Raw genomic sequence first — 23,735 nt, forward strand, 5'->3', positions numbered from 1 at the left:
GTAACAAAGCGGAAGATGGACAACAAATTAAGCAGTTTATCGATGAAATGATACATTAATCATTAAATTAAATTAAATTTGTAGTATTTTTAATGCAAAATATATTTATCAATAACTGTTTTTAGTTTAAAAGCAGACCTATAAGTGTATAATCATTCTTAAAACACAATGAAGTATTAAAAAAAAATGACAAAGAGTAACGGAAAACTAATTATTCATTTTCTATTTTAACCAGAGAAATATTACCATTATATGGTTTACTTCCTTTTAATTCCATTGCATTTCTTGCAGATTGTATATCATCAAATTTTTGGTAATAGATATAATATTTACTTGTAGTTACATCAAAGAAGAAGTCTATATTGGATTGACCAGCAGCCACTGCTTTTCTTAAAAATTCATCTCTTTTAGCTACATCACTATGTACACCAACTACAACATAAAATCCGTTTTCGGTATTTTTTACATCTTTAACAATTTGTATGCTGTTACTCTGCGCTTCACCAGAATCAAAGTCTTCTGCTGTTAAAGGTTCAGATGCAACAGGTGTGAATTGTTTTATTTGGTTTAAAGCAGCCCTGTCTTTTTGGTATCTATCTTCTTCATTATCGTAAGCAGCACGCTTAATTCTTCTTTTTCTTTCCACCTCAGTAGCAACCTTAATAGTTTCTAAAGTTGATAATAATCTGTCTTTTGTTCTTAATATCTGTATTTGCTCTGTTTTTAAGTCTTGAATGGCTTTAGAATAGAACGCATTAGCTGGATCATTCACATCACTAACTTCTTTAAGTCTTTCTGTATATAAATTCTCTAATCTCACTATTTTTTCATTTTGAGATTTAATTACATTATCAATATCAACTTTTAAAGATTCTAATTTTGCATTCTCTGCCGTTACACTTTTAAATGGCTTTGGAGCTTTATAAATACCTCTTTCACTTAAATCATTTTCCTCTTTTAAGTCTTTAAGGTCTTGTTCTCTACTGGCTACTGTTTCATTTAATTTTGCTAATAATTCTTGTTGCTCAATTTTAGAATCTGTTGTCAACTTAGTAAGATCATATAAATACCTAGTGGTTTCATCAGTTGGTGCAGGAACAATTACACCGTCCAATTCTATCATCTTAATTTCTTCTTCCTTCTCTTCTTCCTCTTTTGCCTTCTTCTGTGCTTCAACTTCTGCTATCGCTTTTTCTTCAGCCAATTTAATTCTAGCTTGTTCATCAGCTTTTAACTTTTCTTCTAGTTTTAATCTAGCTTCTTCGGCTGCCTTGAGTTTGTTTACTTCTTCTAACTTTAAACGCTCTTCTTCTTCAGCTTTCTTAATAGCATCAACTTTAGCCTGCTCTTCTTTAGCCTGTTCTTCTAATTTAATTCGGGCCTCCTCATCAGCTATTCTTTTTTCCTCTACTTTGGTTACATTATCTAACTCTAGTTCTGACTTTACACTAGAACCATCTACTGCTTTAACCAAAGTTTCTTCTTCAGTTATTACATTATTTTGTTGTGAAGCACGTTTTCTTTCTTCTGCTTTTTCTGTCGCTGCTAATCGTCTTGCTTCTATTCTGGCCTTAGCTTCTTCTTTAGCAATTCGTCTTTCTTCTGTACTTAACTTTGGTGTTGTAGTGCTTTTTGCAAATACTTTTCTTTTCTTTTTGCTTGTTAAAAGCGCTTGTTCATCGTCATCTCCGCTATAACTATATCGTTCTTTATTTTTGAATTTATATGCTAAAGTAATTTCATGGGAGTTTCCAAAATTTGAAAAATCACCTATAGACTTCTCATAATTATATTCTATTGCGATTTGAGTGCTAATGTTTAATCCTAATCCTCCTGACACACCATTTATACTATTATACCCTGCTTGCATCCAAATCCCTTTTGGCACACTTAACATAACTAGCCCAGAAATAACGGTTTGATCTTTTTTAAATTCTGATCGTAATAATCCTGAAAATTTACTTTCATCAAAAAAACCACGACTGTTTACATAACCTGTATACATTATATGACCTTGAACACCTTGTTCTGGGTTATCTTCAATAAGGTTTGAAGTGAGTAAATTATAGGAAACGGCATTGTTTATAGACACTCCAAAATCAAAAAAATCTGTACCATAATTTATACCAGGGTTTACCGTAATTATGGAATTTGATGGTATGTTTTCTAATGATGGGTCTGGGAAATTTGTGTTAACCCTACCTTCATTTATTCCACTCTTGTAAAACCCAAGGTTAAGTCCAAACGTTAAATTACTATCAGTATTAAGAACCGCATTGTATGCAAAATTTAAAATACCTCCAAAAGTTGTTAATACACCATAATCTTGTTGAAACACTCCAACTCCAATACCCACATTTTCTCTAAACCTTCCAGCATAACTCGCTAAATATGTTAATGGTGCATCATCAAACTGAACCCATTGTCTTTTATTATAAAAGCTTACATACTTATTTTGCTCTCTTACAAAACTAAATGTTGGGTTAATAGTATATTTGTTAAACTTTAAAGAATTTCTAGTTGGTATATCAAAAGCAACAATTCCATCCTCTTGAGAATAGAATTGCTGTGTAATACAGAAAAATAAAACTATATGTAATAATAGTTTTTTCATGCTATTTAATGATTGTTATCGAGCCTTTTTTAGTTTTATTATCTTGAGTTGTAATAACATAATAATAAACAGGGTTTATAGCTTTAAATGCTAATTGCTCTTCTGGCCAATTATTTAAATAGTTATCGGTTTGAAGCATTACTTTGCCTTGAGCACTGAGTATCGTTACAGATGCATTTGCTCCGTTTACATACTCTTGTGGAATTATCCATGTGTCATTTATTCCATCACCATTAGGGCTAATTAAATTTGGAATACTAGAAACATTAGGAAAAGCAGTACTTACTTTAAATAGAAATTCGCTTGTAGATATGCATCCTACAGTTTGTTTAATTACAACCTTATAGTCACCTGTTTGAGTAGCTTCGTAACTATTACTAGTTGCACCTGCAATTAATGTACCATTTAAATACCACTTAAACTCAGGGTTATTGGCAGTTGTAGTTACCGTTGCAACTAAGGTTTCATTATCTTCAATCATGTTAAGCTCTAGGACATCAATCTCACTAGTAAACCCAACACCATTTAAATCTATAGTTGCACTTGTTGCACAATCTCCTAAATCTATATCTACAGAAAACTCTCCAGATTCATTAGTTACATACATTTGGTTTGTTGCTCCAGGAATTTCTGTACCATCTTTATACCATTGATAGCTAATACCGTTTATAGCACTTAAAGTTGTTGAACCTTGACTTGCGCAATACGGGTTACCAAGACTAGAACTAATAGACGATGTTCCGTTTGTTGTTGATTCGCTTACAGTAACTCGATTTGAAAATGAATTTGATGTACATGTACCATAATTAGTTTCAGCAAAATAGGTACCTGATTGATTTACAGATAGAGTATTTCCAGATGAAACAAAAACTGATGTTGTTGGACTTGTTACTTTATACCAATTAAATGTAAGTGATGGGTATTGTAAAGGTGAATCGTTATCACCTGTTCCAGGATCATCAATAGTTAACAAATAACTACCGCCTGAACAATACACTCCTGTATCAATCAAATTGTTTATTGAGAATGGTGTGTCTTGAATTTTATAATATGCAGGAAAAGCTACCGAACCTGTACTTGTAGCAGTTGGAGCAGTACTTTTAACCCTAACCTTATAAGATTGACCAGCTGTATCAGTTGGTAATGAAATACTTAATGTTGCTGGAGATGTTGTAATTGCTCCTTGTGCAGAAGTATATACTACAGTAGCATTAGAAAAAGCACCAGTTTCATCAGAAAGTTCTATTATAAATTGATTGGATGAACTCAAATTTCCTTCAGGGGAAAAAGAAAACGTAACATTATAAGTATTGAAAGAAGGACTTGCACAAGCCTGACTGAAGCCTAAACTTGGCGTACTTATAACCACTTGTGCATCAATAATATTAGGTGCAAGAAGTGCAAAAAGCGCTATAACACAAGTAATGTAAAAATTCTTCATTCGATATTATTTTCTTTAAAAGAGAAATGTTTATCATTACTATCATAGAGTTTTAATTACCTGCTTCATTATTACTGGTTAATCATAATAAATTCCGATGTTTATGTACAAACAGGAAATCGAAAAGTTCTATCAAACTAATAATAACTGGATTCACTTCTAATCGTCTATTCGATTTAAATCTGGATCAACTTCATTTGAAGCTATTATTTTATTAATTCTTAACCTATAATCTGGTCGTCTTTTATTTTTTAAATCAATAAACGTTTCAGAATTATTACTTTTAGAATAAACATTAAAAAATGCTGTATTTCCATACCAGTTCTCTAAATCTTCATTATTCATATTGTTTTCAACAAAAATGTTTCCATTACAATTGTTAAAATACATATCTGTAAATTTGATTTTTTCCAAATTTTCTTGATTAACTCTAATTTTATCTTCAAATAAAACCGCTGGATTAAAACCAGATATAACACTTTTAACCATTTCTAGTGAAGCGTTATGACCAACATAAACTGCCTCTTTAACTAAGCCTTGATTTATATCAGATTTTAAATCATCGCTATCTGTTATTAAAGTTATATTTTTTGCTACTACTAAAGTTCCTTTTTTTGTGAAGTCTACTTCCTCTTTATTATCATAGGAGTTTACCTGTAAACATCTAGCTCCAGAGCTATTTGAAACATAAGGCGAACGAATAGCTAAAGAGTTGGATAAATTACATTGTGCTCCATAATTAAATTTAAAATCATTACTGTTTGACTTATACGAAACGGCTTTATTTAAATTAACCTCACCTCCTAAAACTTCAAATGAATTACCAGCACAATGACTAACCATTATATTTTCTAATACAGTTTCGTTACCAACACTAGCCAATAAAAGTCCGTTAAAATAGCCTGCATTTTTAATTCTCTTACCTGCATATTCAATTCTTACATATCTTAATATTCCAGAATTACTTGCAGGGTTTTCTCCTCCATAGTTTGAGTTTTTATAAATAGTAGCATTAAGTTGTGTATAATACGATGCTACAGATCCGCTTCCAAATTTTGTTATAGGTGCGTCACCAAGAATAATTAGTCCGCCCCAATCCCCTGCTCTTTTAACACTTCTGTTTGATGTAAAAATAATAGGGTCTGTTTCTAAACCATCTGCAATTATTTTTGCCCCTTTAGAAATAGTAAGTGATCCCTTTGTAGCATAATCTCCTATAATTACTGTTCCTGGCTCTATAGTAAGTGTCGTACTATCTGTAACAAAAACGCTACCAGACAGTAAGTAAACATATCGTTTTGAAAGTTTTGTGTCTTCGGTTATATTGCCTGCTAGTATCTGAGTAGGTTCACCATGATCTACCGACTTAGGCTTAAACTCCGTCCAATTGTGTAACCAATTATCAGTACCAATTATTCCTTTTTCTTGTTGTCCAAAAATGTTTCCAGCAACTAGAAGAAATACACATAGTATTTGAGTAAAATTTTTCATGAGTATTTTTTTATGTTAAATAGCAAATAGGTATATCTTTAATATTAAGCTCAAATATATAATAAAATATCTATGAAATACCAATTATTTCGATAAAATGCTTAAAATGATCATTTTTATATTACTTTTTTATCGATGAAATGCACATTAACAAGACAAAAAAATAGAAATAAAAGAAATGTAAAGCTTATTACATTTCTTTTATTTCTATTTTAGGTTTGAAAAACAATAGAATTAAATCTATTATCTAATCAATAGTTATCAATGAAACTCACTATACTCATGTAATGATTTCATAGTTTCTTCATAAAACAGAATAGCAGCAATTAAATTACTAGTATCTGAATATGGTAATATTCGTCTTTGAAACTCATTGTTTGTCTCCAAAAAGCTCTCTGTAGCTTCAAATTGTTCATCAAGTGCTGTTCTATTGTCTTTATCGTTCGGAATTCCTAAAGTAGTCATAGTTACTCCAGGTTTAGTAGCAAATGCAATATATGGCAATAATTTAACAAGGCTTTCTATCCGTTCAACATACAAATCCAATAACTGACCTTTTTGCATTCTGTCTAGATCTTCTTTTGTATGATATTTCTTTATAGAAACTTTTTCGCTAATGATGCTTTTTGCTACTTTCTTTTTTTGAGCAAAACCAATGCCAGTAACTAAAAAGAAACTAAAACTTATTAAAATAATTCTTATTTTCATGTCGAAGATTTAAGGGTTTAAAAAGCAAATTTATGTAATTAATCGTAAAAAACAAGCGTTTCATCGATTTTTTTATAAATTTATTTAGTTTCGGCATTTAAAAAAAAACTATTTTATCAAAAAAAGAATGGTTTACTATTCATATTAACTATGGTAATCAATATTTAGATCTAGTAGCCTCACAAAATTAATAGAACTTTAATACATAAGAAACTAAGCAACATTAACAAGACTTAGTCTATTTCCGGTACGAAATTGATACATTGAACATTAAAGTAAATCAAAATGTATCATAATAATAATTGATTCATAACGAATATTTCAATTAATATTAGCGCTACCATGTATTAAAAAAAAACTTTATTTTACTTATTAAGAGCATAGTATAAATCAATTGGTTGGTTGGTTAATAATCAATCAACCAATTCAAAATCGCCTTGTTCTATATAGTTTACTTCACTAGAAGTACCTGTTGAGGATAATTCTGCTACATTTCTTCCATCAACCAAAACAATTGGATTTCTTTTTGTTCCAGCCGCTGTAAACGACATACTATATATAGCGCCATTTATAGTATATTCTATTTTTGAAACTGCAGTATTCCCATTATTATTCTTCGTTGTTGTAATCTGAATAGCATAGGCCTCATCTGGTGTAATACAATCATTTGCTGTAATGCCAGTACCGTCTTCATGAACAAATTCAATAGACACGGGGTCAAAACTTTCTACAGTGACAGGTGGTGGTGCCGGATTATCATCATTTTTTGAGCATCCTAAAACAAAACATAGGATTATTATGGTTATGTAATAATATTTTGTTTGCATTACTTTATTCTTTTAAATTAATACTTATCTGTTTTTCAAACCCATTAACTTGAATGGTATAATTTCCTTCACTTAAACTGGTAAAAATAACTTCGCCATTACTTAAGGTTTGAGCAGCTTGTGCCACCTGATTTTTAAGTAACACCACTTCACTACCATTTTCGGAAGACAATACCTTAATAGTTCCCCCATTATAACACACGGCATCTTTTTTATAAAAGGTTAAATTCCCTATTACAGCATTATAACTTACAGTTATTTCCCATTCGTTGCGTGTAGATTCGTCTTCTGAAAGTACTTTAACCATAACTGGATTGGTAAAATCTAATACGCTACTATCTGAGATTAATTTTTGACTTTCACTAAACAGTTGCGCACCCGAGCTTATTTCAAAAATGGAAGTTAAGGCTGATACGTTTATACCATTATCTACATAAAGTATCATAGTATTATCTTGTATATTCCTATTACTAATAGTGACATCTTTAAAATTAAAACTAATTAGTTCTGCTTCATCATTTAAAGCGGGGCTCGCAAAACTAAAGGCTTGTGCTAAATCGCCATAAAGAGCATTAATTTCGAAGTTTACTGTTTTAACTATATCCACAACCTTATCGTTGGTGGAGTCGTAAACTTTAAAATTCAACGCTTCTCCATTGGTGTTTGAAAACACATTAAAATAAGCATAATAGCGATCTTTACTTGATACATAAATTAAGTTAGTAACACCTCTACATTCGCCACCTACAAATGCCGCCACTTTATCATTAGTACTGGTTAATGTTGCTCCATCTACATTTAAAAAGGCCACAAATGACATGGTATATTCAAAATCGTTTTCGTTTACAGACCATACTGGCTCTTGACCATAAACGGTTATTCCTATAAAGAAGAATACTATTATGTTTGTTATTATACGTTTCATAGCTTCTAGTTTTTAATGATTCTATAGGTTGTATTTACATTGTTGAGATTCACTTTTAAAAAGTATATACCGTTACTAATTCTTGGGGTCAGCTTAATTGTATTTTGCCCTTTTATTGTTTTGTGTGTTTCTGAATGAACAAGTTGCCCTACCACATTAAATAGTTTGAGTTCCATATTACTTACTTCGTTAGAATTAAGTTGCAACATCAATTCATTTTTAAACGGATTTGGATACATTTTAAGACTTTCTAAAATATCAGATTCTAACACTAGAGGGACTGCTACAGTACCTAGCACTGTATTACTTTTAAAGGTTACTACTTTTTGTGTTGGTCTTTGACTATTACCGTTACCTACGTGAAAGGTTAATGCTTCTGGGCGTTCTCCGTATATGGTAATAAAACTTAGTGCTTTATCGTCTACTATTTGGTTAGTTGCCTCTCCTTTTAACACACCATCTTCATCATAGATAAAGAGCTCATGATATCCCTCAGGCAGTAAAACCACAGCATTCATATTCTCTGAATATTTTGCAAATTCTGGTTCAGTGCGTTTGTGCACAAATGCCGTGTTAGTATTTTTTGAAGCCTTCGTGTTTGAAGATTTTCCAAAAATATTAGCATATTTAAAGGTTTGATCTTTACTAGATTTCACCATATATCCCTTGCCAGTTTCCAGGTAGCTTAAAGTTCCACTCCATCCATTCAATGGATCGTAAATAGCAAATAAATTCTGTGATTTTATGATGTCTCCATCGGACACATCAAACGTAGCTAAAGCTTCATTTACTGATACATTCTTATTTAATGGATAGGGCAGCCAATTCCAGTTCTCCTGAATATTAAAACTCCAAGCACTAACATCAACACTACTTCCTTTTAATTTTAATGATTGTTGATTTGCAAACTTCATCTTGTACATAAAATTTGTAGACAAACCAGAATTAGCACTAATTGCTCCATTCCATGAACTGTTAGCAGGTGTAGCGTTATCTTTGAAATAGGTTTCTAACTGTGTTGGAGAATGACTCAATATACGATCTGATGTTTGTAAATTCATACCAGATGTTAATACATTTAGGTTAGAGAAGTTAGCGTCATTTACATTAAATGACACCCAAGTCCAACCTGCATTTAAAGCAATGTCTTGTTCTACAACATTAGTGTTTTCAAATATTGCAGGATTGCTTAAAGATCCTATAACATTATTCTCCACAAAGGTTACGGATGCATTGCCATCTAAAGTAGATTGCATTATTTGGCCTTTTGTTGCATCCCATATACTGAATGCTATTGCTTCTCCTGATACAGTATTACTGTAAACTGTTAGGAATACAAAATATTCTTGATACGATTCGTTATAAACAATATTCGCAACACCTCTAGTTTCTCCATTTACAAAAGCTGCAATTCTATCGAATTCATCATCTGAGAAAATACCATCTATCTTTATACGACCAACAATATTCATACTAAAATCAAAGTCATTAGGGTCTACTTCCCATGCTGGTTCTTCGGCTAAAACTCTAACTTCTAGTTGTAGTTTTTCATCTAAACCAAAATCGGTTTGTAAATAAAGGTTTTCTATATACTCTCCTACAGATAGACTTGCATCAATAGTTGCCGTGATTGTGACCTTACTATCTGGTGCTAAACTGCCAGATTTACTACTTAAAGACAACCAGTTTGGCACACCTGAGATATTATAAGGCTGGACTAAACCACCTTTATTAATAATAGTAATTTCAAACGAAGGGGATTCATTACCTGTTTTAACAATATCAACAACTTCATTAAAGCCATCAACAAACCAGCTCATTTCGTTTTTCTGAACAAAGGCTGTCCAGGTAATTGGCGATTGCTGCATGTTGTTTGAAGCATCAAACATACGATGCACTGTAATGTCTAGTATCTGACCTTCCAAAGCTGCCCAGTCGGAAATAACAGGTTCCAATATCATATCATCTTCATTAATCACATGGTTTACCTGGAATTTGATGAGTTTACGTTCTGGTTTTATCGCTGGTACGTCATCAGAATAGTTCACAGTTCCTAAATTTAACACCGCGTTCGATGGAATCACGCTTTGATTTGTAAACGCATGATAATATCGTGGCCCGTTTGCTGTTACCGGATCGGGTTCGTTCATACGTGCATATAATAATAAACCTATACTTTCCACGTCCATTTCGTTGAATCGATCTCTGGAAATTTGGTCTACGTTACGTAATGTATTCCATAAACGGAACTCATCAATTTTACCTGTAAATACACGATCTACAGTTTCAACACCTGCCTGGTCTTTAAATCCGCGAACACCAATCCAGGCTTGATTTCCTGAAAAACCACCGATATCTGTTATTGGGTTTGAAGACACCTGTTGTGCATCTACATAGGTTCTTAAAGAGCCATTTCTATTGAATAACAGTGTAATATGGTGCCAATTATTATCAGCTACACTTTCGGCTGTTAATACATATTCATTTTCCTCACTGGCAAAATATAAGGCTCCCGAACTATTCATATTAATAGCCCATTTATTAGCAAACCCGTTAGATTGTACAGGGTCACTTGTTTGCGGTGTTCCGCCTCCTTTTCCCCGGCCGTTAGAGAATATAGTAGCCTCTTGCGGCGTGTCTGTTTTTATCCAAAAGGATATGGTCGCATCCATGGTGTTGGTGAGTTGTACAAAGCCTACATTATCTAATTCTAAATACTGCCCATTAGCAAACTCATAGGAAGTCCCTTTGGGTTTTATGTCCCAATCAGCACTTACTGCAGCGTGTTTAAATCGCGCTAGGTCATTAGCGATAGTTCCTCGTCCTTCGTTCATTGCCCAATAGCCAACTAAACTGTTTTCATTGCCTAATAGCTTGGTATAGATATTGGCAAAAGCTTCACTTAAACTTATAGATTTTGTCCATAATCGCAGGTCATGTATGTTTCCTATAAAGGTGTTTCCGCCAATTACTAGTGGGTTATTGTTTGTAAATTGCGTATTTGCTATTCCGGTTGCTCCACCAATGTCACGATCATCTTCATAAATACTAAGACTACCTGATGCATTATTGTGTGTAATTGTATAATGGTGAAATAGTCCATCAGTAACCATGGTTCCATTAGCCGTAATGTCTCCTAGGGTAGCATAAATGTCTCCATTTTCTAAACGAATATTTAGTCCGTTTTGCTGACTAATTACTGTAGCTGTTGATGCAGTTGTGGCATTGTTCATCCAGAACTCCACAGTCAAATCGCCTGATACTAATCTTGGGCTTTCTATGGTCGCGGTGTTATTAGCGCCTTCAAAACGCAGGGACACACTATGATCTATTGGTAACTGATTAGTTTCTCCTTTAATCTCAATAGTACTTACCGCGCTGTTGTAGAAGATGTTTTCGTTAAAACTAACGCGTAAATCTTCTCCTGGGCCTAAAATACCATCGGTAGGTAATGGTGTGCCGAATTGTTGTGGCGACTGTAAATCTATACTTCCCGAAATCACGTCTGAAATAAATTCGGTATCATTGGTACAGGTGCTTCGAGCTCTTATTTCATAGTTTCCATCTTGTAATTGCAAGCTTACAATATCAAAAGCGAAAATAACTTCGGCATCTGTAATTAAAGAAATCTCAGACTCGCTATTGGCCACGGCCTCATCATAAAACACCTGTGTATTATAATAGGTATGCAAGCGTGTCCAGTTAGGAGACGTTGCTAAACGGTATTCTAGATCTATCTTCTTAAAATTGTTAAAAGCTTGATTGTATTCCGATACATTGATAGCTAACGGATTGGTTGAACCATCATTATTAAAGGCTGCATCTACATTATACACCCAATTATCTAATGGGGCTTTTACAGCTACTTGTGAACAAGATGGCACAAAGTGGGCAGAAATCAATACATCATCAAATACGTTTACAGGATCACATTGTGATTGTAAAATAACTCGTATATCTTCATAATCATTAACATCAGAAACTGATTTTCCTAATGTTAAGGTATATTCTACCGTTTGACCATATGGTACAAAAACCACAGTTCCATTCTGACTAACATTTATTAATGCATTATCTGGATTTGTTAAGTTATCTACAATAAGTTCGAAATAATTAAAACTAGCTGCATCGCTTGTAGCATCTGCATTGTTTGAAAGCTGCAATTTAAATTCCGCATTGTTACTTTCTGGGATATTAAATATTTCAGAAACTTCAACAAGAATTTTAGGGTCTTCTGCTTTTTCAGTGGCGTTACTTAATGTTTCTCTATCTCCTTGCGCCAATTCTATAACAGGATTATTAGGATTATAAGTAGCGTGATTATAATAATGCGATAACTCTGGACCTTCATAAGGGCAGGATGTTCTACCGCCTACGGTTGTAAATATAGGACCACTACCATCAAACAAATTGATAATATCTACACTTAACACATTTGCTGGATCGTTGTCTTTTAAGGTATAACTAATAGTTGTCGTCTTTGTATCTTCTTCTGTTAAGGATGCACTAAATGCTTGACTTGCAAATCCTGTTGTTGTAGATTCTATACCTAATTTATTGACGCTAAAACCAAGTTCTAGTTGTAAACTTTGTTCTATATTAATATCAAACTCTAAAGTTGATGTATTTACAACGACAGATTCTATACTTCTAGACACTTCACCAACACCAGAATCAAAAGTGATATTATCTTGCGATTTTGATGTTATTAAAGCTTTTTGTTCATCCGCTAGTTTTAATTTTTCTTGTAATAAACTTTCATACGGTCCACCAACTTGCGCATTATTTATTTCATCTTGAAGATCGCTTGTAAAATCGCCAATAGCCTGCAATGCAGTTTGCCCAATAAAAGTAGGATCATTTAATGCCGTATATTTACTACGCTCGTTATTTAATATGATTCTGCGCCATAAGTTAATTTGATTTTCATACCAAGATTGAGGTTTAGCATTTTCTACTGTACCACCATTTGATAAAGTTTCTACAATAGTTTCGTATTCCGGAATTAAATCTGTAATAATGAATTTTTGAGAATACACAAAGAAGGTGTTTGTTGGCTTTTCACCAAGGTAGAAGGCTTTTTGTTTATTTAAATACACTTTATCACCAACTCCATTGGTTAATTCAAAATTATCACTAGGGTCACCTATCTGATCTAAAGTTGCCTGAAAATCATCAAAACTTCCTTTAGAATAATTTTTAGAATTTCCTATATATAAATCACCTTCTGCTCCTACAAATTCTGGATCATCACTGGTTGATATGGTTTGGTTGAATGTATAGGTTTTGGTAATACTATTGCCATCTTTAGAAGAGGCTTCTACTGAAATATTCCCTGTTAAGCTATTGGTAACTTCGGTATTAACAACAAGTCCAGCTCCTGGAGGTCCTGCTACAATGGATACTTCTCCTCCCAACATTAATTTCACACTTTGAGAAATGCCTCCTCCACTTGAAAAACTATTGTCTGTGGTAAAACTAATGCTTTCTCCAGCTTCTATAGATGCGAAACTATTTGACCCTGGCGGGTCTCTTAAAATAATATCTGGAATCTCTGGTGCTTCTGATAGTATGGATTGACTTCCATCTCTTGCACCTCCTAAAATAATCCCATCGCTAATATAATTTTCAGCAGAATATGATACCCCTTCAATAACATATTGAATATCAATATTACGTGTAAAAGGTGTGTTTGTATTAGGTACTCCACCAATAAATGAATAATTGGTAATACTATTATCATTAGCATCAGTTTCAATAACTTCTGATTCTGGTATTGCTAAATTATTTGTAATACTTAACTGCCCATCTACAATAGGAACTATATCTTCAACGCCATTTATATCCATATCAAAATTTTCATAACGCTCAAACGTATTTAAAACTATTTGGTAAGTAGAAAACTGTTGATAAATAAGAACATCATCATTTGATCCATCTGGATGCTTAAACCCTTCTGTACTTATAGTTTGGTCAACACCATTACTGTCTTTTAAGACAAGTTCACTTTCAGAGGTTTGGTCAGTAACCCGTAAAACTGGTGTAGACCTATAAATAAAACTTTTCTCAAAATGATAAGGTACACCTTCGAGCACCGTATCATCAGGGTATTTAAACTCTGGAGTTAAAAGTGGTGGAATGCTTGCAAAGTTAACAGCTTCTTTAGTTCCTGAAGCAATAATACTTGTATTGATAGCAGCATTACTAGCAATCTGTAAACCAGTACCTCCAACAATCTCATAGTTAAGTGGCATCAATTCTACACGATACTCTCCTGACTCACTATTAGTTTGAAAATTAAATTTTGTATAGGGCGTTACATTGGCTCCAACTGGTGCATAATCAAAAGTCATATTCGCTACACCAATATTATTTTTAGAACTTACATCTAAGTTTTCTATAACTGGTAGGCTATTTTCAACTTTAATAAATGGTGTACTAAAAAACCCATTATCACCAAAACCTATTGGTTTTTGGGCTTCTACCGAGCCACCAACAACACGACCAACAGCTGTAACTCTGGTTTCATCTATAAACACAACCTGTTCTTGTGCATCTTCAAAAAATTCTTGAAAAGTACCCGTTTCTGCCGGAAATCGACCTTCATAAGTAAATTCATGTCCGTTTTTAGCAACGCGAATAAAGTGATTACCAATAGGCACACTAATATCAAAATTACCTTCGCCATCAGACTCTATAGGGATATTATTTTCATCTAAAACAATATTGCCATCTATATAAATGTTAGCACCTTCTACGGGAATACGTGCATAACGTTCTAAACGGTCATTATCCGCATCGGTATCATTTAAATCATTTAACCAATATTCTCCTTTATTATAAAAATTACCGTTTTGCTCATACTGGTTATACGTTTCATCTAAAATACTAGTGCCTCCACTTACATACTCATCACCATCACTAAGACCACTCAAAACACCTCCGTTTACATCAACAAAAGAAGGGAACACACCTCTGGTATCATATAATATTTTACCTTTAAAAATAAAGGATGACGTGTCTGTAAAATCTATTTTATTAACTACTTCCGAGCCTTCTCCTAAGAAGACCAGTTGCTGATTCGGTTCAAATTTATGCTGTCCGAAGACAGGCGTTATTTTAAAAGATTCCCCCGTGCCTGTATATGGAATGGCATTGATTTCGTAGTTTCCATTGGCATCGGTAACACCTAAAATACCCAATTGGCTAGATGATGGAATATTTCCAGCACCTGATACAAAAGAAATATCGTTGCTAATGTTCTGAATATTTAGGTTTCCGTGATTTTTATTGTAGTTGAACCCGTTTCGGGAAGCGTCGTAAGCGTAGTTACCTGTATTTTCGTTAGCACTTAGATAAGCTATTAGATCCGGATCATTCCCGCTTATATAACGTTTATAATCTGTACGAATATCGGAAGCAACCTCTTTGCTCTTCCACACTCTAATTTCATCAATCAATGCCGTGTTTCCACCACCTATATGAACGTTGGTCCAGCTACCAGAACCCACATTAAGATTGGTGGTCTGCGTGGGTATGGTAATCTCCAGATAGGGCGATGTGTTCGCGGGATCAGTCTCAGCTCTAACATTGTGTGCCTGATCCCTGTAAGCTGTGGTCATGGGACGTCCGTTAACAAATAAAAGAGGCACTTTGTTATCCTCCATCTGTACCGTAATATGCATGAAATTAGTATTGAAGTCAGTCACGGAAACCATAATATCGTCACCACGTGTATTTACATCGCCAGAAGGATATACATTTTCAATAACAAACAAGCTTCCGGCTATATCAATTTCAAGCGTTTTTGATGCTTCCTTTAAATTAACGGTAACATCAAGATTATTACTATTCTTTTCACTTACCCGGAATAATCGAATGGCATTTCCGTTGTCGTCTGTATAGGGTGAATCGGGCCTCACCCAAGCTTGTAATGTGGTAGCCGTAGCGATGGGTTTGTTTAGATTATTAACTTCCAATTGATTGGATGCTGGAATTATCAATCCACTACCATAGCTGGATACACTCCCATCAGATTCTGCTATAACGGTCACATTTTGCACTGGGTTACCTCCCTTAAAGTTAACATTTCCGGTAACAATGGCCGTTGGATTTCTAAACCCTATGCCCGTAATAAAATTGGTATATCGTATTTCGGTCTGGCTTACCCCTTTTGCCAATACTTTATATTCGTATAGCACACCGCCATCTACATATTTATCTTCATATTGAGTGTCGTTAGGCCCAACGCTGCCAATAAATTGAAAAGCGCCAGTACTTCCCAGTTCCCGACGGGATATTTCAATAGAGGTAATTAAATTAAAATTGTTTCTTATTTCCCATTGTAATAATACCTTATCACCAAAGAATCCCTTGGAAATATCGAAGGAATCTTCAGAAAAGGTTCCGAAGATATAAAACACATCCCATGGAAAGCGAATATCGGTTGGCGTCGCATTATTATCTGTTCCCAAATAGGGTACCCCCACCTGGATGGTATAATTATTACTGTTTACGGTTTCCTGTATGGCCTGTGAGGCGGTAACCACCTTGGCGCCATCATCTTGCTGTGCCCAGAGCCCCGAAACCAGGAGCCCCAGGAACAGCGTTAGTAGTTTTGTTCTCATCACCCTATGCTTTTATAGTTTAATGATATAGTTTACCCCATAATTTATTGGGCGGGACTCTGTACCTTCTGTAGAAACTGTTCCAGAAATAGTATGCGAATGATCTCCATTAGCACTTGTTGGAACTACAGATATTCCAGCTTCAGAACTAAGAATATTAAATGCCGGATTGGAGCCAGCAGCAAACCTTCTATTAAGCATAGAAGTGGTGTGAAAGTGTGCACCAGCTGTGTTCGTAGCTAAACTACCCGCCGCATGATTATGTGCCAGATTATCGTCTTGCTGTCTGGTATTTAATGCCGGACCGGAATTGCCCGTATAACCGTTTACCCCATTGGAGCCGGCACCTCTTAAAAAGAAGCCTCTTAAATCGGGCGCGTTGTTGCTGCCCAATAGCGCTATTAAATTATCAGAACCATTAATTCCGGTTAAGGAACTGCCATCACACAGTACCCAACCTGTTGGGGCCGTTGCTCCCACAAAAGGCATAATAGACCCTGTTGGCACACCGTTATTGGCGGCCACGGCATAGGGAACGTGTTTTAATTTTTCATCGGATATCGGTGTGTTGCCTTCACTAATTCTTAAATAGAGTTGTTGGTTTGCAAAAAATGCCCCGTTGGTGGCTGCTGGACTTAACACATGAGAAAATACCCCAAAGGCATCTGTAGCGATACTCACCGTTTCTAAATTACCAACTCGTACTTCGGCATTACCATTATTGGCATCTAAATAATACAGCTCGAAGGTTAAATTGATATTGGTATTTGCTCTTGCCGTGTTATTATTATCTCTGGCAATTCCTTGTACCGCAATATCGGCTATTTCTGCTGAGGTTTGCGCATAATTGTAGGTTGCTACAAAAAGCATTAATAGGGTTAAAAATGTAAATTTTGTTTTCATGGTTATTATTGTTAATTCGTTATACTCTTTTTTGAGACAAGGATATACATCCAATGCTAGTGCAAGGTATAACTAGGGGTAGTCTATAACAATACGTACCACTTGCAAATACTACGTAGCCCTACGTAGCGTTTGATATGAAAGTTGCTTACCGAATTTATATGGAAAGTATAAGCTCTTTATGCTCCTGAGCCCAAGAACTAAGGGCATCCATTTCGTTTGAAAGGTCTAATTTTTGGATGATATTGGAGCGGTGTTTTTCTACAGTTCTACTGGATATGCTTAATAATTCTCCAATTTCTTTAGAAGATTTCCCTTGTGCTACTAAACGAACAATGGTACGCTCTGAAGGGCTTAAGAATTTAATTTTCTCAATTTCTGGTGAAATCTGATTTTGAAGTATTTTATTGAATTCTGAGCTAAAGTATGTGCCACCTTTATAAACTTCCTGAATGCATTTGTGGAGTTCGATTGATGGTTCATCTTTTAAAATATAACCTTGTATATTAAGTTTTTGTGCTTTTGAAATAAAGCCTCTTTGTTTATGAGATGTTAGGATGATAAACTTTGTGTTTTGTTGCTTATCCAAACATTTTTGAATGACTTCAAAGCCTGATAACAAAGGCATTTCTATATCTAAAATGGCAATATCTGGTTGTAATGACATAATATCATCTAAAGCTTTTGCACCATTTTCAACTGAAGAAATAACATTATAATTAAACGATTTAAGTTCATCTACTAAACCTTTGAGTAACATCGGGTGGTCATCGGCAACTAAAACAGAAATTTCCATAATTATACTATTGGTATTTGAGCTAGGACTTCCGTTCCTTCTTCTTTTTTACTTTTTATTGACAGCGTACCTTTTAACATACGTATACGTTCTGCTATAGTTTTTAAACCTAGACTATGTTGTTTTACTGACGCCACATTATCAAAACCTACACCATTGTCTTTTATTAAAACGTCTACACCATTTTTATGTTTTGTAATGTTTACGGTTAGTGTTTTAGCCTTGGCATGTTTTAAAGCATTTGTTACCGTTTCTTGAATAAATCTATACAAATTAAGTGTTTCTGTTTCATTAAATTCGTTATCAATATCATCAATCTCTACAGAAAAAAACATATCGGTTTCTTCATCTAAGTCATTTAATAATTGTTGAATACTTTCTGTTACACCTAATTGCTTCAGCGCAGCTGGGAATAATCCTCTTGATATACTTCTTACCTCTTCAAGAGCATTATTTGTCATCGCTGATAGTTCTTCTTGCTCCAAATTCTGAGCCTTCCTTTTAATTAATGTCAGCTGCTGCCCCACACTATCATGTAAATCTTTAGATACCCTTGTGCGTTCTTCTTCTTGAGTTTTTATAAGGTCTTGCGAAAATTGTTGTAATCGTTTTTGTTCTATCTTATTCTTACGATTAATACCATACAATACAATTCCTGATAATATGGCTATAGTTAAAACCCAAAATAAAGGTCTTCTCCAAAATGGTACGTTAATCACAAACGGATAGGTATATATATTGTCTTGCCATATGCCGTTACCATTATCTGCAGTAAATTCAAAAGTATAATTTCCGGGAGGCAGATATGAAAAAACAACCTCATGGTTTTTGACTGGTTGAGACCAGACATCTCCATCCCTTAAACCCTTTAGGCGATACTTATATTTTACGTTTTCAGGAAATGTATAGGTAATCGCTTCCATATCAAATGTCAGGTAATTTTCTTTATAGGACAAAGACACTTTCCCATCTTTTGTATAGAATGATTCATTTAGGGGTTCGGAAAATAATGATACGCCGGATAGATTTAATTTAGGAGGCTTTTCATTTGACTTATATAAAGATTCATTAAAGATTAATAAGCCTTTTGGAGTTTCACCGTAAACAATATCATTGTTTTTTATACTCACACCATTAATATGAAAACCATCTTCCATAATATCCTTATCAATAGGAAAGGTCTTCATACTAATACTGTCCTTCTCCAATAACAAATTCAGGTCTACTCTTCTTAAGGAAGAAATATCGCCTAACCATAAATCATTACCATTTACGGTCATGGAATTAAGACCATTCAAATCGTTGAATCTACTTTGGTGGAACGTTTTAACCTGATAACTTGAGTCTGTATATCTGACGTAATAAATACCTTGCTCCGTATCCCCCACAAAAAAGGAATGGTCGTTCACCTGAGCCATAGCGTTATATAATCTGCCATCCGGTTCAAACCCATTTATTGGCGAAAGTGGCCCGTCTTTAAACTCAAAAATACCAACCTTAAGACCTGCCAGATAATGATCAGCGATCTTTATAAGATTAAAAGGTTCTGCGGCAGGAATAATCAAGGTTGTGTCCGGTTTTACGATATGAAACCAGTCATATCCGCAAAGTATATAACGGTCTTTATGCGCATAAACGTTGTTAAAATAACCTTTACCTATAATATCTTTTTGTTTTAGGTTTTCGTATAAATAAGTCCGACTCGTTCTGGAAATCAAAAATTTGTCCTTAGAGATTTGATCTATGGCTCTAATATCTAAATCGTTTATGAGCGTATCTTTAAGTGTGTTATTTTTTAATCGATACAAACCCTTGCTGGTGGCCATTAGAACACTGTCTTTTCCTTCCTGAATAGTTTTCGCAATGCCTTCTTCCGCTAATCCATTTCCAATAGGTAAAAACTTAAATGAATCATCCCTGTATTTAACCAAACCATTCCATATATCGACACCCCAAATATTACCATCCGGGTCTTCCGTAACATCATGAACATAGGGTGTAGGAATCCCTTTTTTGGTATTAAGCATGTTATAATGCCCGGTCGTTTTATTAAAAATCACAATACCATTTCCTTCCAACCCCAATAGCAGTTCATCGTTATTTCTTTGGCGGATACTTTGAATACGATTACTATTGAATTCCTTCTGATTAAATTTGTATTTTACTATGGAACCATCCGGCAATAATTTTACCAATTCGCCATAGGTTCCTATCCAGATGTCACCGGAACCATTAATATCTTTTGATATGCAATACGAAATATTATTAAGAGCGGGAGAGGTTATTAGTTTTTCCGATTTAAAAGGATTCAATGTTATCTTATGAACACCATCATTTAATGTAGGCGCCATAATGGTATTATCATCTAACCAAATAGCGTCATTAATAGCCAGTGGTAGCTCATGCTCATCAACAATCACTTTCGCTTGAGCACCATCGAATTCAACAATACCTTTAGCTGTAAAATAGATGATGTTTCCATTTTTCATTTCCAAAAACGACCTAATATGTGCATATTTTTGAGGGAGCCTATCTTTCAGATTGATTACGCTGTCATTTTCAATATAATTGGCACCTCCGGAAATGGTTGCCACCCAGATGCGGCCTTTAGAGTCCTCATATAACTTAGTAGCCAAATTGGAAGACAGGCCTTCTTTAATAGTGAAGTTTTTAAAGTTAGATCCGTTAAACTTTTGTACCCCTTGTGAAGTAGCTATCCATAAATAGCCATTACGATCGGTCAAAATACTTTGAGAAGCATTACTCAAAAGTCCTTGTTTCGTGGTGTAGTGCTTAAAGGTGTGATCTTGTGCAAATAGAGAGAGTGAGAGAGCACATAAGAAAACACCTAAGACAACTTTTTTTAACATACGTGTAAATATAATTAATTTTAGAATATGTTAAAATTGACTTACATATATAAAATTTAAGCAACCGTTAAAACATATAATTAAACTGTTGTGACTTAATACAAAAATAAGCAAGAACAAACGCTACCTAATAATCTAGTCGCTTTAAGAATAGCTCTTTGTAGGTTTTACCAATTGGAATCGACTTATCATTGATAAAAACCTGACTACCGTAAACTTTTTCAATTTTATTAATATTGATAATGTATGATCGATGCACTTGTACAAAAGAAAAATTTGCTAATTTATCTTTCCAATTTCTCAAACTATCTAATATCAAGATTTCTCTATCCTTGGTAATAACATTTACATAATCTACTTCGGCTTTTAAGTATAAGATGTCATCAATTTCTACTTTATAGATTGTTTTATCAGCATATAAAAAGAGCTGTTCGATTTTTTCTTTCTGTTGTACTAAAAACAGATTCCTAGCCCGTGTGACAGCTTTAAAGAATCGCTCATAAGAAAATGGTTTTACTAAATAATCTAAGACAGCTTCCTCAAAAGCTTCAATAGCATGATTAGAATACGCAGTTGTTACGATTACTTTCGGTGGATAGGTAACCGTTTTTAGAAAAGACAAGCCGTTTAGTTCTGGCAGTTGAATGTCTAAAAATAAAACGTCTGCTCGCTTTAACTTCTCCAGAGGGATGTCTAATCCGCTTTCGTACATTCCAATGCAATTTACAAAAGGTGTTTTGTCTATATACCCCTGCAAAACCTCTCGTGCTGATTGTTCATCCTCTAAAATCAAACAGTGTATCATAATTCAATTTTCAATAGTACGTTAAATAGATTATTTTCTTTTTTAATCTCAAGTTGATGTTTCTCTGGGTATAACAATTGTAAACGGTTTTGAGTGTTTTTTATTCCTACTCCGCTTTTTTTCCAGCCCAATTCTAGTGATTCTTCGGCATTTGCTAGAAATGGGTTTTGGCATTGAAATATCAATTCATTATTCTGCAATTGTATATTAATTTTAATCAAATGATTTTCTCCTTTTAAAATACTCGTATATTTAAATGCATTTTCTACAAAACCAATAAATAACAATGGGGAAATGTGCTTTTCTTCGGAATCAATTTTTGATATAAAGTCAACTTTTACTTTACGTAACAAGCGCTCCTGTTGCAAATTAATATAATCATTTACATGCCGAATTTCTTGCTGAACGAGTACTTGTGCCTTTTGTCCTTCGTGTAATAAATACCTAAAGCTATCGGACAATTTTAGAATCAACTCAGGTGTTTTCTCATCTTTCTTCAAAGCGTTCGCATAGATAGTATTAAGTGTATTAAACAAAAAATGCGGATCTACTTGAGCTTTTAGAGCTTTTAACTCTGCTTCTCTTTTCTCTTTTGATAATGAATCAATCACTAACTGTTTCTTATACAAACCCTTTACTGAGTATATGGCAAAGAAAACAATTCCGAAGCTGATATACGTCAGCATATTCGCTGCAAAATGTTTCCAGAAATGAGCATTCTCTTTATGAAAAACTCGATCAGAGAATTCATAGATAACGGCATTTAACACAAAGGCAATAATAACAAAAGGAATGAATTTCAGTAAGTTCTTCTTTGGGAAAAACCATAGATATAAAAAATAAGAAATTGTCATTTTAAACAGCAATGAATTAAGCTCGTGTGCAAACGTCATCATATAACCACCTTCCCTTCCTAAGTACTTCATATAGGGATAAAACAACACAATACTCCATATAAAAATATGAAGTATTGGTTCCATTTTTAAAAATTTATAATATCTGTTTTTCTTTTTTTCCAAGATTAGCAAGTTACAATATTATTCATGTGAAATGATCAAATTTTTTAGAGCAGCTTTGGCAAAAATTACTTTTTCACCAGTAGTACCACTAATCCGGAATATCAAATGCCCACCAAACAATGGATTGCAATCCTCCTGATCAAAAATTATTTCGTCATTGAGTTTAAACCATAAACGGTTGCCTTGTTTTCCTATTTCTACATCATACCATTCATGGATACCCATAATGTTTTCTGCTTTTGTAAGATGAAAACCTTTAGAGCGTGGCGATGTATTTTTAAAAAAGAATGGTTTGTAGTTATGAGAAACATTATTAAATGTTAAGTTATAATGTTCTAAATGAGTTCTCCAAGTCCAAAATCCAGTGCCTTTAGTTTCTTTTGGCGGAAGTGTGATTCCTTGAGACTCACCAGCATCTGACGCAGAAAAAAGAGCAATTAAAACAGTAGATTCTGACAAAGCTTTTACTTTATAATTTATAATAATGTCCCCTTTGTAACTTTTAGGGCTCACTAAAAAATAGCCGTCTGCTCCTTCAGTTTCCTCAATAATGAGCTCCTCACCTACTACTGTTGACTTTCCCTTGTCTAACGTTCTCCAAGTAGAAAGTTCTTGAACTGTAATTGTTTCTTTTTTTAATGTTGTTTCCGAGCAGTTTGCCAGCAATACAAGCGAACAAAAAAGCATGATTCTAGGTGTAATTGTTTTC

13 protein-coding genes are annotated in these 23,735 nt (G+C 34.0%); all 13 read right to left on the reverse strand.

Annotation, left to right across the window (positions count from 1 at the left end):
* Window positions 1–211: 211 nt before the first annotated feature.
* The gene (locus M3P09_RS12650) at window positions 212–2,614 is read right to left on the reverse strand and encodes a PorP/SprF family type IX secretion system membrane protein (RefSeq protein ID WP_249973421.1); all 2,403 of its coding nucleotides are present in this window, start codon (window positions 2,612–2,614) and stop codon (window positions 212–214) included.
* A 1-nt stretch (window position 2,615) separates the two neighbouring features.
* Window positions 2,616–4,055 carry a T9SS type B sorting domain-containing protein gene (locus tag M3P09_RS12655; RefSeq protein ID WP_249973422.1) on the reverse strand — a complete coding sequence of 480 codons (1,440 nt, stop codon included), beginning with the start codon at window positions 4,053–4,055 and terminating at the stop codon, window positions 2,616–2,618.
* Between the two features lie 159 nt (window positions 4,056–4,214).
* On the reverse strand, window positions 4,215–5,546 hold the full coding sequence (locus M3P09_RS12660) for a hypothetical protein (protein ID WP_099563107.1): 1,332 nt from the start codon (window positions 5,544–5,546) through the stop codon (window positions 4,215–4,217).
* 261 nt (window positions 5,547–5,807) lie between these two features.
* The gene (locus M3P09_RS12665) at window positions 5,808–6,254 is read right to left on the reverse strand and encodes a hypothetical protein (protein ID WP_099563108.1); all 447 of its coding nucleotides are present in this window, start codon (window positions 6,252–6,254) and stop codon (window positions 5,808–5,810) included.
* 413 nt (window positions 6,255–6,667) lie between these two features.
* Window positions 6,668–7,081, reverse strand: coding sequence for a hypothetical protein (locus tag M3P09_RS12670; RefSeq protein WP_249973423.1), 414 nt, complete (start codon window positions 7,079–7,081; stop codon window positions 6,668–6,670).
* Window positions 7,082–7,085: 4 nt separating this feature from the next.
* Complete coding sequence (locus M3P09_RS12675; RefSeq protein ID WP_249973424.1) at window positions 7,086–8,006, reverse strand: hypothetical protein; 921 nt, start codon at window positions 8,004–8,006, stop codon at window positions 7,086–7,088.
* Window positions 8,007–8,011: 5 nt separating this feature from the next.
* Window positions 8,012–16,633 (reverse strand): LamG-like jellyroll fold domain-containing protein, encoded by an 8,622-nt coding sequence (locus tag M3P09_RS12680; RefSeq protein ID WP_249973425.1) that lies wholly within the window; start codon window positions 16,631–16,633, stop codon window positions 8,012–8,014.
* Window positions 16,634–16,645: 12 nt separating this feature from the next.
* Complete coding sequence (locus M3P09_RS12685; protein ID WP_099563117.1) at window positions 16,646–17,536, reverse strand: tail fiber protein; 891 nt, start codon at window positions 17,534–17,536, stop codon at window positions 16,646–16,648.
* 157 nt (window positions 17,537–17,693) lie between these two features.
* The gene (locus M3P09_RS12690; RefSeq protein WP_249973426.1) at window positions 17,694–18,332 is read right to left on the reverse strand and encodes a response regulator; all 639 of its coding nucleotides are present in this window, start codon (window positions 18,330–18,332) and stop codon (window positions 17,694–17,696) included.
* A gap of 2 nt (window positions 18,333–18,334) precedes the next feature.
* Window positions 18,335–21,202 carry a sensor histidine kinase gene (locus M3P09_RS12695; RefSeq protein WP_249973427.1) on the reverse strand — a complete coding sequence of 956 codons (2,868 nt, stop codon included), beginning with the start codon at window positions 21,200–21,202 and terminating at the stop codon, window positions 18,335–18,337.
* A 127-nt stretch (window positions 21,203–21,329) separates the two neighbouring features.
* Complete coding sequence (locus M3P09_RS12700; protein WP_099563120.1) at window positions 21,330–22,007, reverse strand: LytR/AlgR family response regulator transcription factor; 678 nt, start codon at window positions 22,005–22,007, stop codon at window positions 21,330–21,332.
* On the reverse strand, window positions 22,004–22,987 hold the full coding sequence (locus M3P09_RS12705; protein ID WP_143404084.1) for a sensor histidine kinase: 984 nt from the start codon (window positions 22,985–22,987) through the stop codon (window positions 22,004–22,006). The genes M3P09_RS12700 and M3P09_RS12705 overlap by 4 nt, the downstream gene beginning before the upstream one ends.
* A 57-nt stretch (window positions 22,988–23,044) precedes the next feature.
* On the reverse strand, window positions 23,045–23,713 hold the full coding sequence (locus tag M3P09_RS12710) for a hypothetical protein (protein ID WP_249973428.1): 669 nt from the start codon (window positions 23,711–23,713) through the stop codon (window positions 23,045–23,047).
* Window positions 23,714–23,735: the final 22 nt, after the last annotated feature.

This window comes from Jejuia spongiicola, from assembly GCF_023502325.1.
GTDB classification, from domain to species: Bacteria; Bacteroidota; Bacteroidia; order Flavobacteriales; family Flavobacteriaceae; genus Wocania_A; species Wocania_A spongiicola.

Excerpts from the sequence above, each read along its gene's own strand:
- M3P09_RS12650 (WP_249973421.1), bottom strand. The coding sequence starts at position 2,614 with ATGAAAAAACTATTATTACATATAGTTTTATTTTTCTGTATTACACAG.
- M3P09_RS12655 (WP_249973422.1), bottom strand. The coding sequence starts at position 4,055 with ATGAAGAATTTTTACATTACTTGTGTTATAGCGCTTTTTGCACTTCTT.
- M3P09_RS12660 (WP_099563107.1), bottom strand. The coding sequence starts at position 5,546 with ATGAAAAATTTTACTCAAATACTATGTGTATTTCTTCTAGTTGCTGGA.
- M3P09_RS12665 (WP_099563108.1), bottom strand. The coding sequence starts at position 6,254 with ATGAAAATAAGAATTATTTTAATAAGTTTTAGTTTCTTTTTAGTTACT.
- M3P09_RS12670 (WP_249973423.1), bottom strand. The coding sequence starts at position 7,081 with ATGCAAACAAAATATTATTACATAACCATAATAATCCTATGTTTTGTT.
- M3P09_RS12675 (WP_249973424.1), bottom strand. The coding sequence starts at position 8,006 with ATGAAACGTATAATAACAAACATAATAGTATTCTTCTTTATAGGAATA.
- M3P09_RS12680 (WP_249973425.1), bottom strand. The coding sequence starts at position 16,633 with ATGAGAACAAAACTACTAACGCTGTTCCTGGGGCTCCTGGTTTCGGGG.
- M3P09_RS12685 (WP_099563117.1), bottom strand. The coding sequence starts at position 17,536 with ATGAAAACAAAATTTACATTTTTAACCCTATTAATGCTTTTTGTAGCA.
- M3P09_RS12690 (WP_249973426.1), bottom strand. The coding sequence starts at position 18,332 with ATGGAAATTTCTGTTTTAGTTGCCGATGACCACCCGATGTTACTCAAA.
- M3P09_RS12695 (WP_249973427.1), bottom strand. The coding sequence starts at position 21,202 with ATGTTAAAAAAAGTTGTCTTAGGTGTTTTCTTATGTGCTCTCTCACTC.
- M3P09_RS12700 (WP_099563120.1), bottom strand. The coding sequence starts at position 22,007 with ATGATACACTGTTTGATTTTAGAGGATGAACAATCAGCACGAGAGGTT.
- M3P09_RS12705 (WP_143404084.1), bottom strand. The coding sequence starts at position 22,987 with ATGGAACCAATACTTCATATTTTTATATGGAGTATTGTGTTGTTTTAT.
- M3P09_RS12710 (WP_249973428.1), bottom strand. The coding sequence starts at position 23,713 with ATGCTTTTTTGTTCGCTTGTATTGCTGGCAAACTGCTCGGAAACAACA.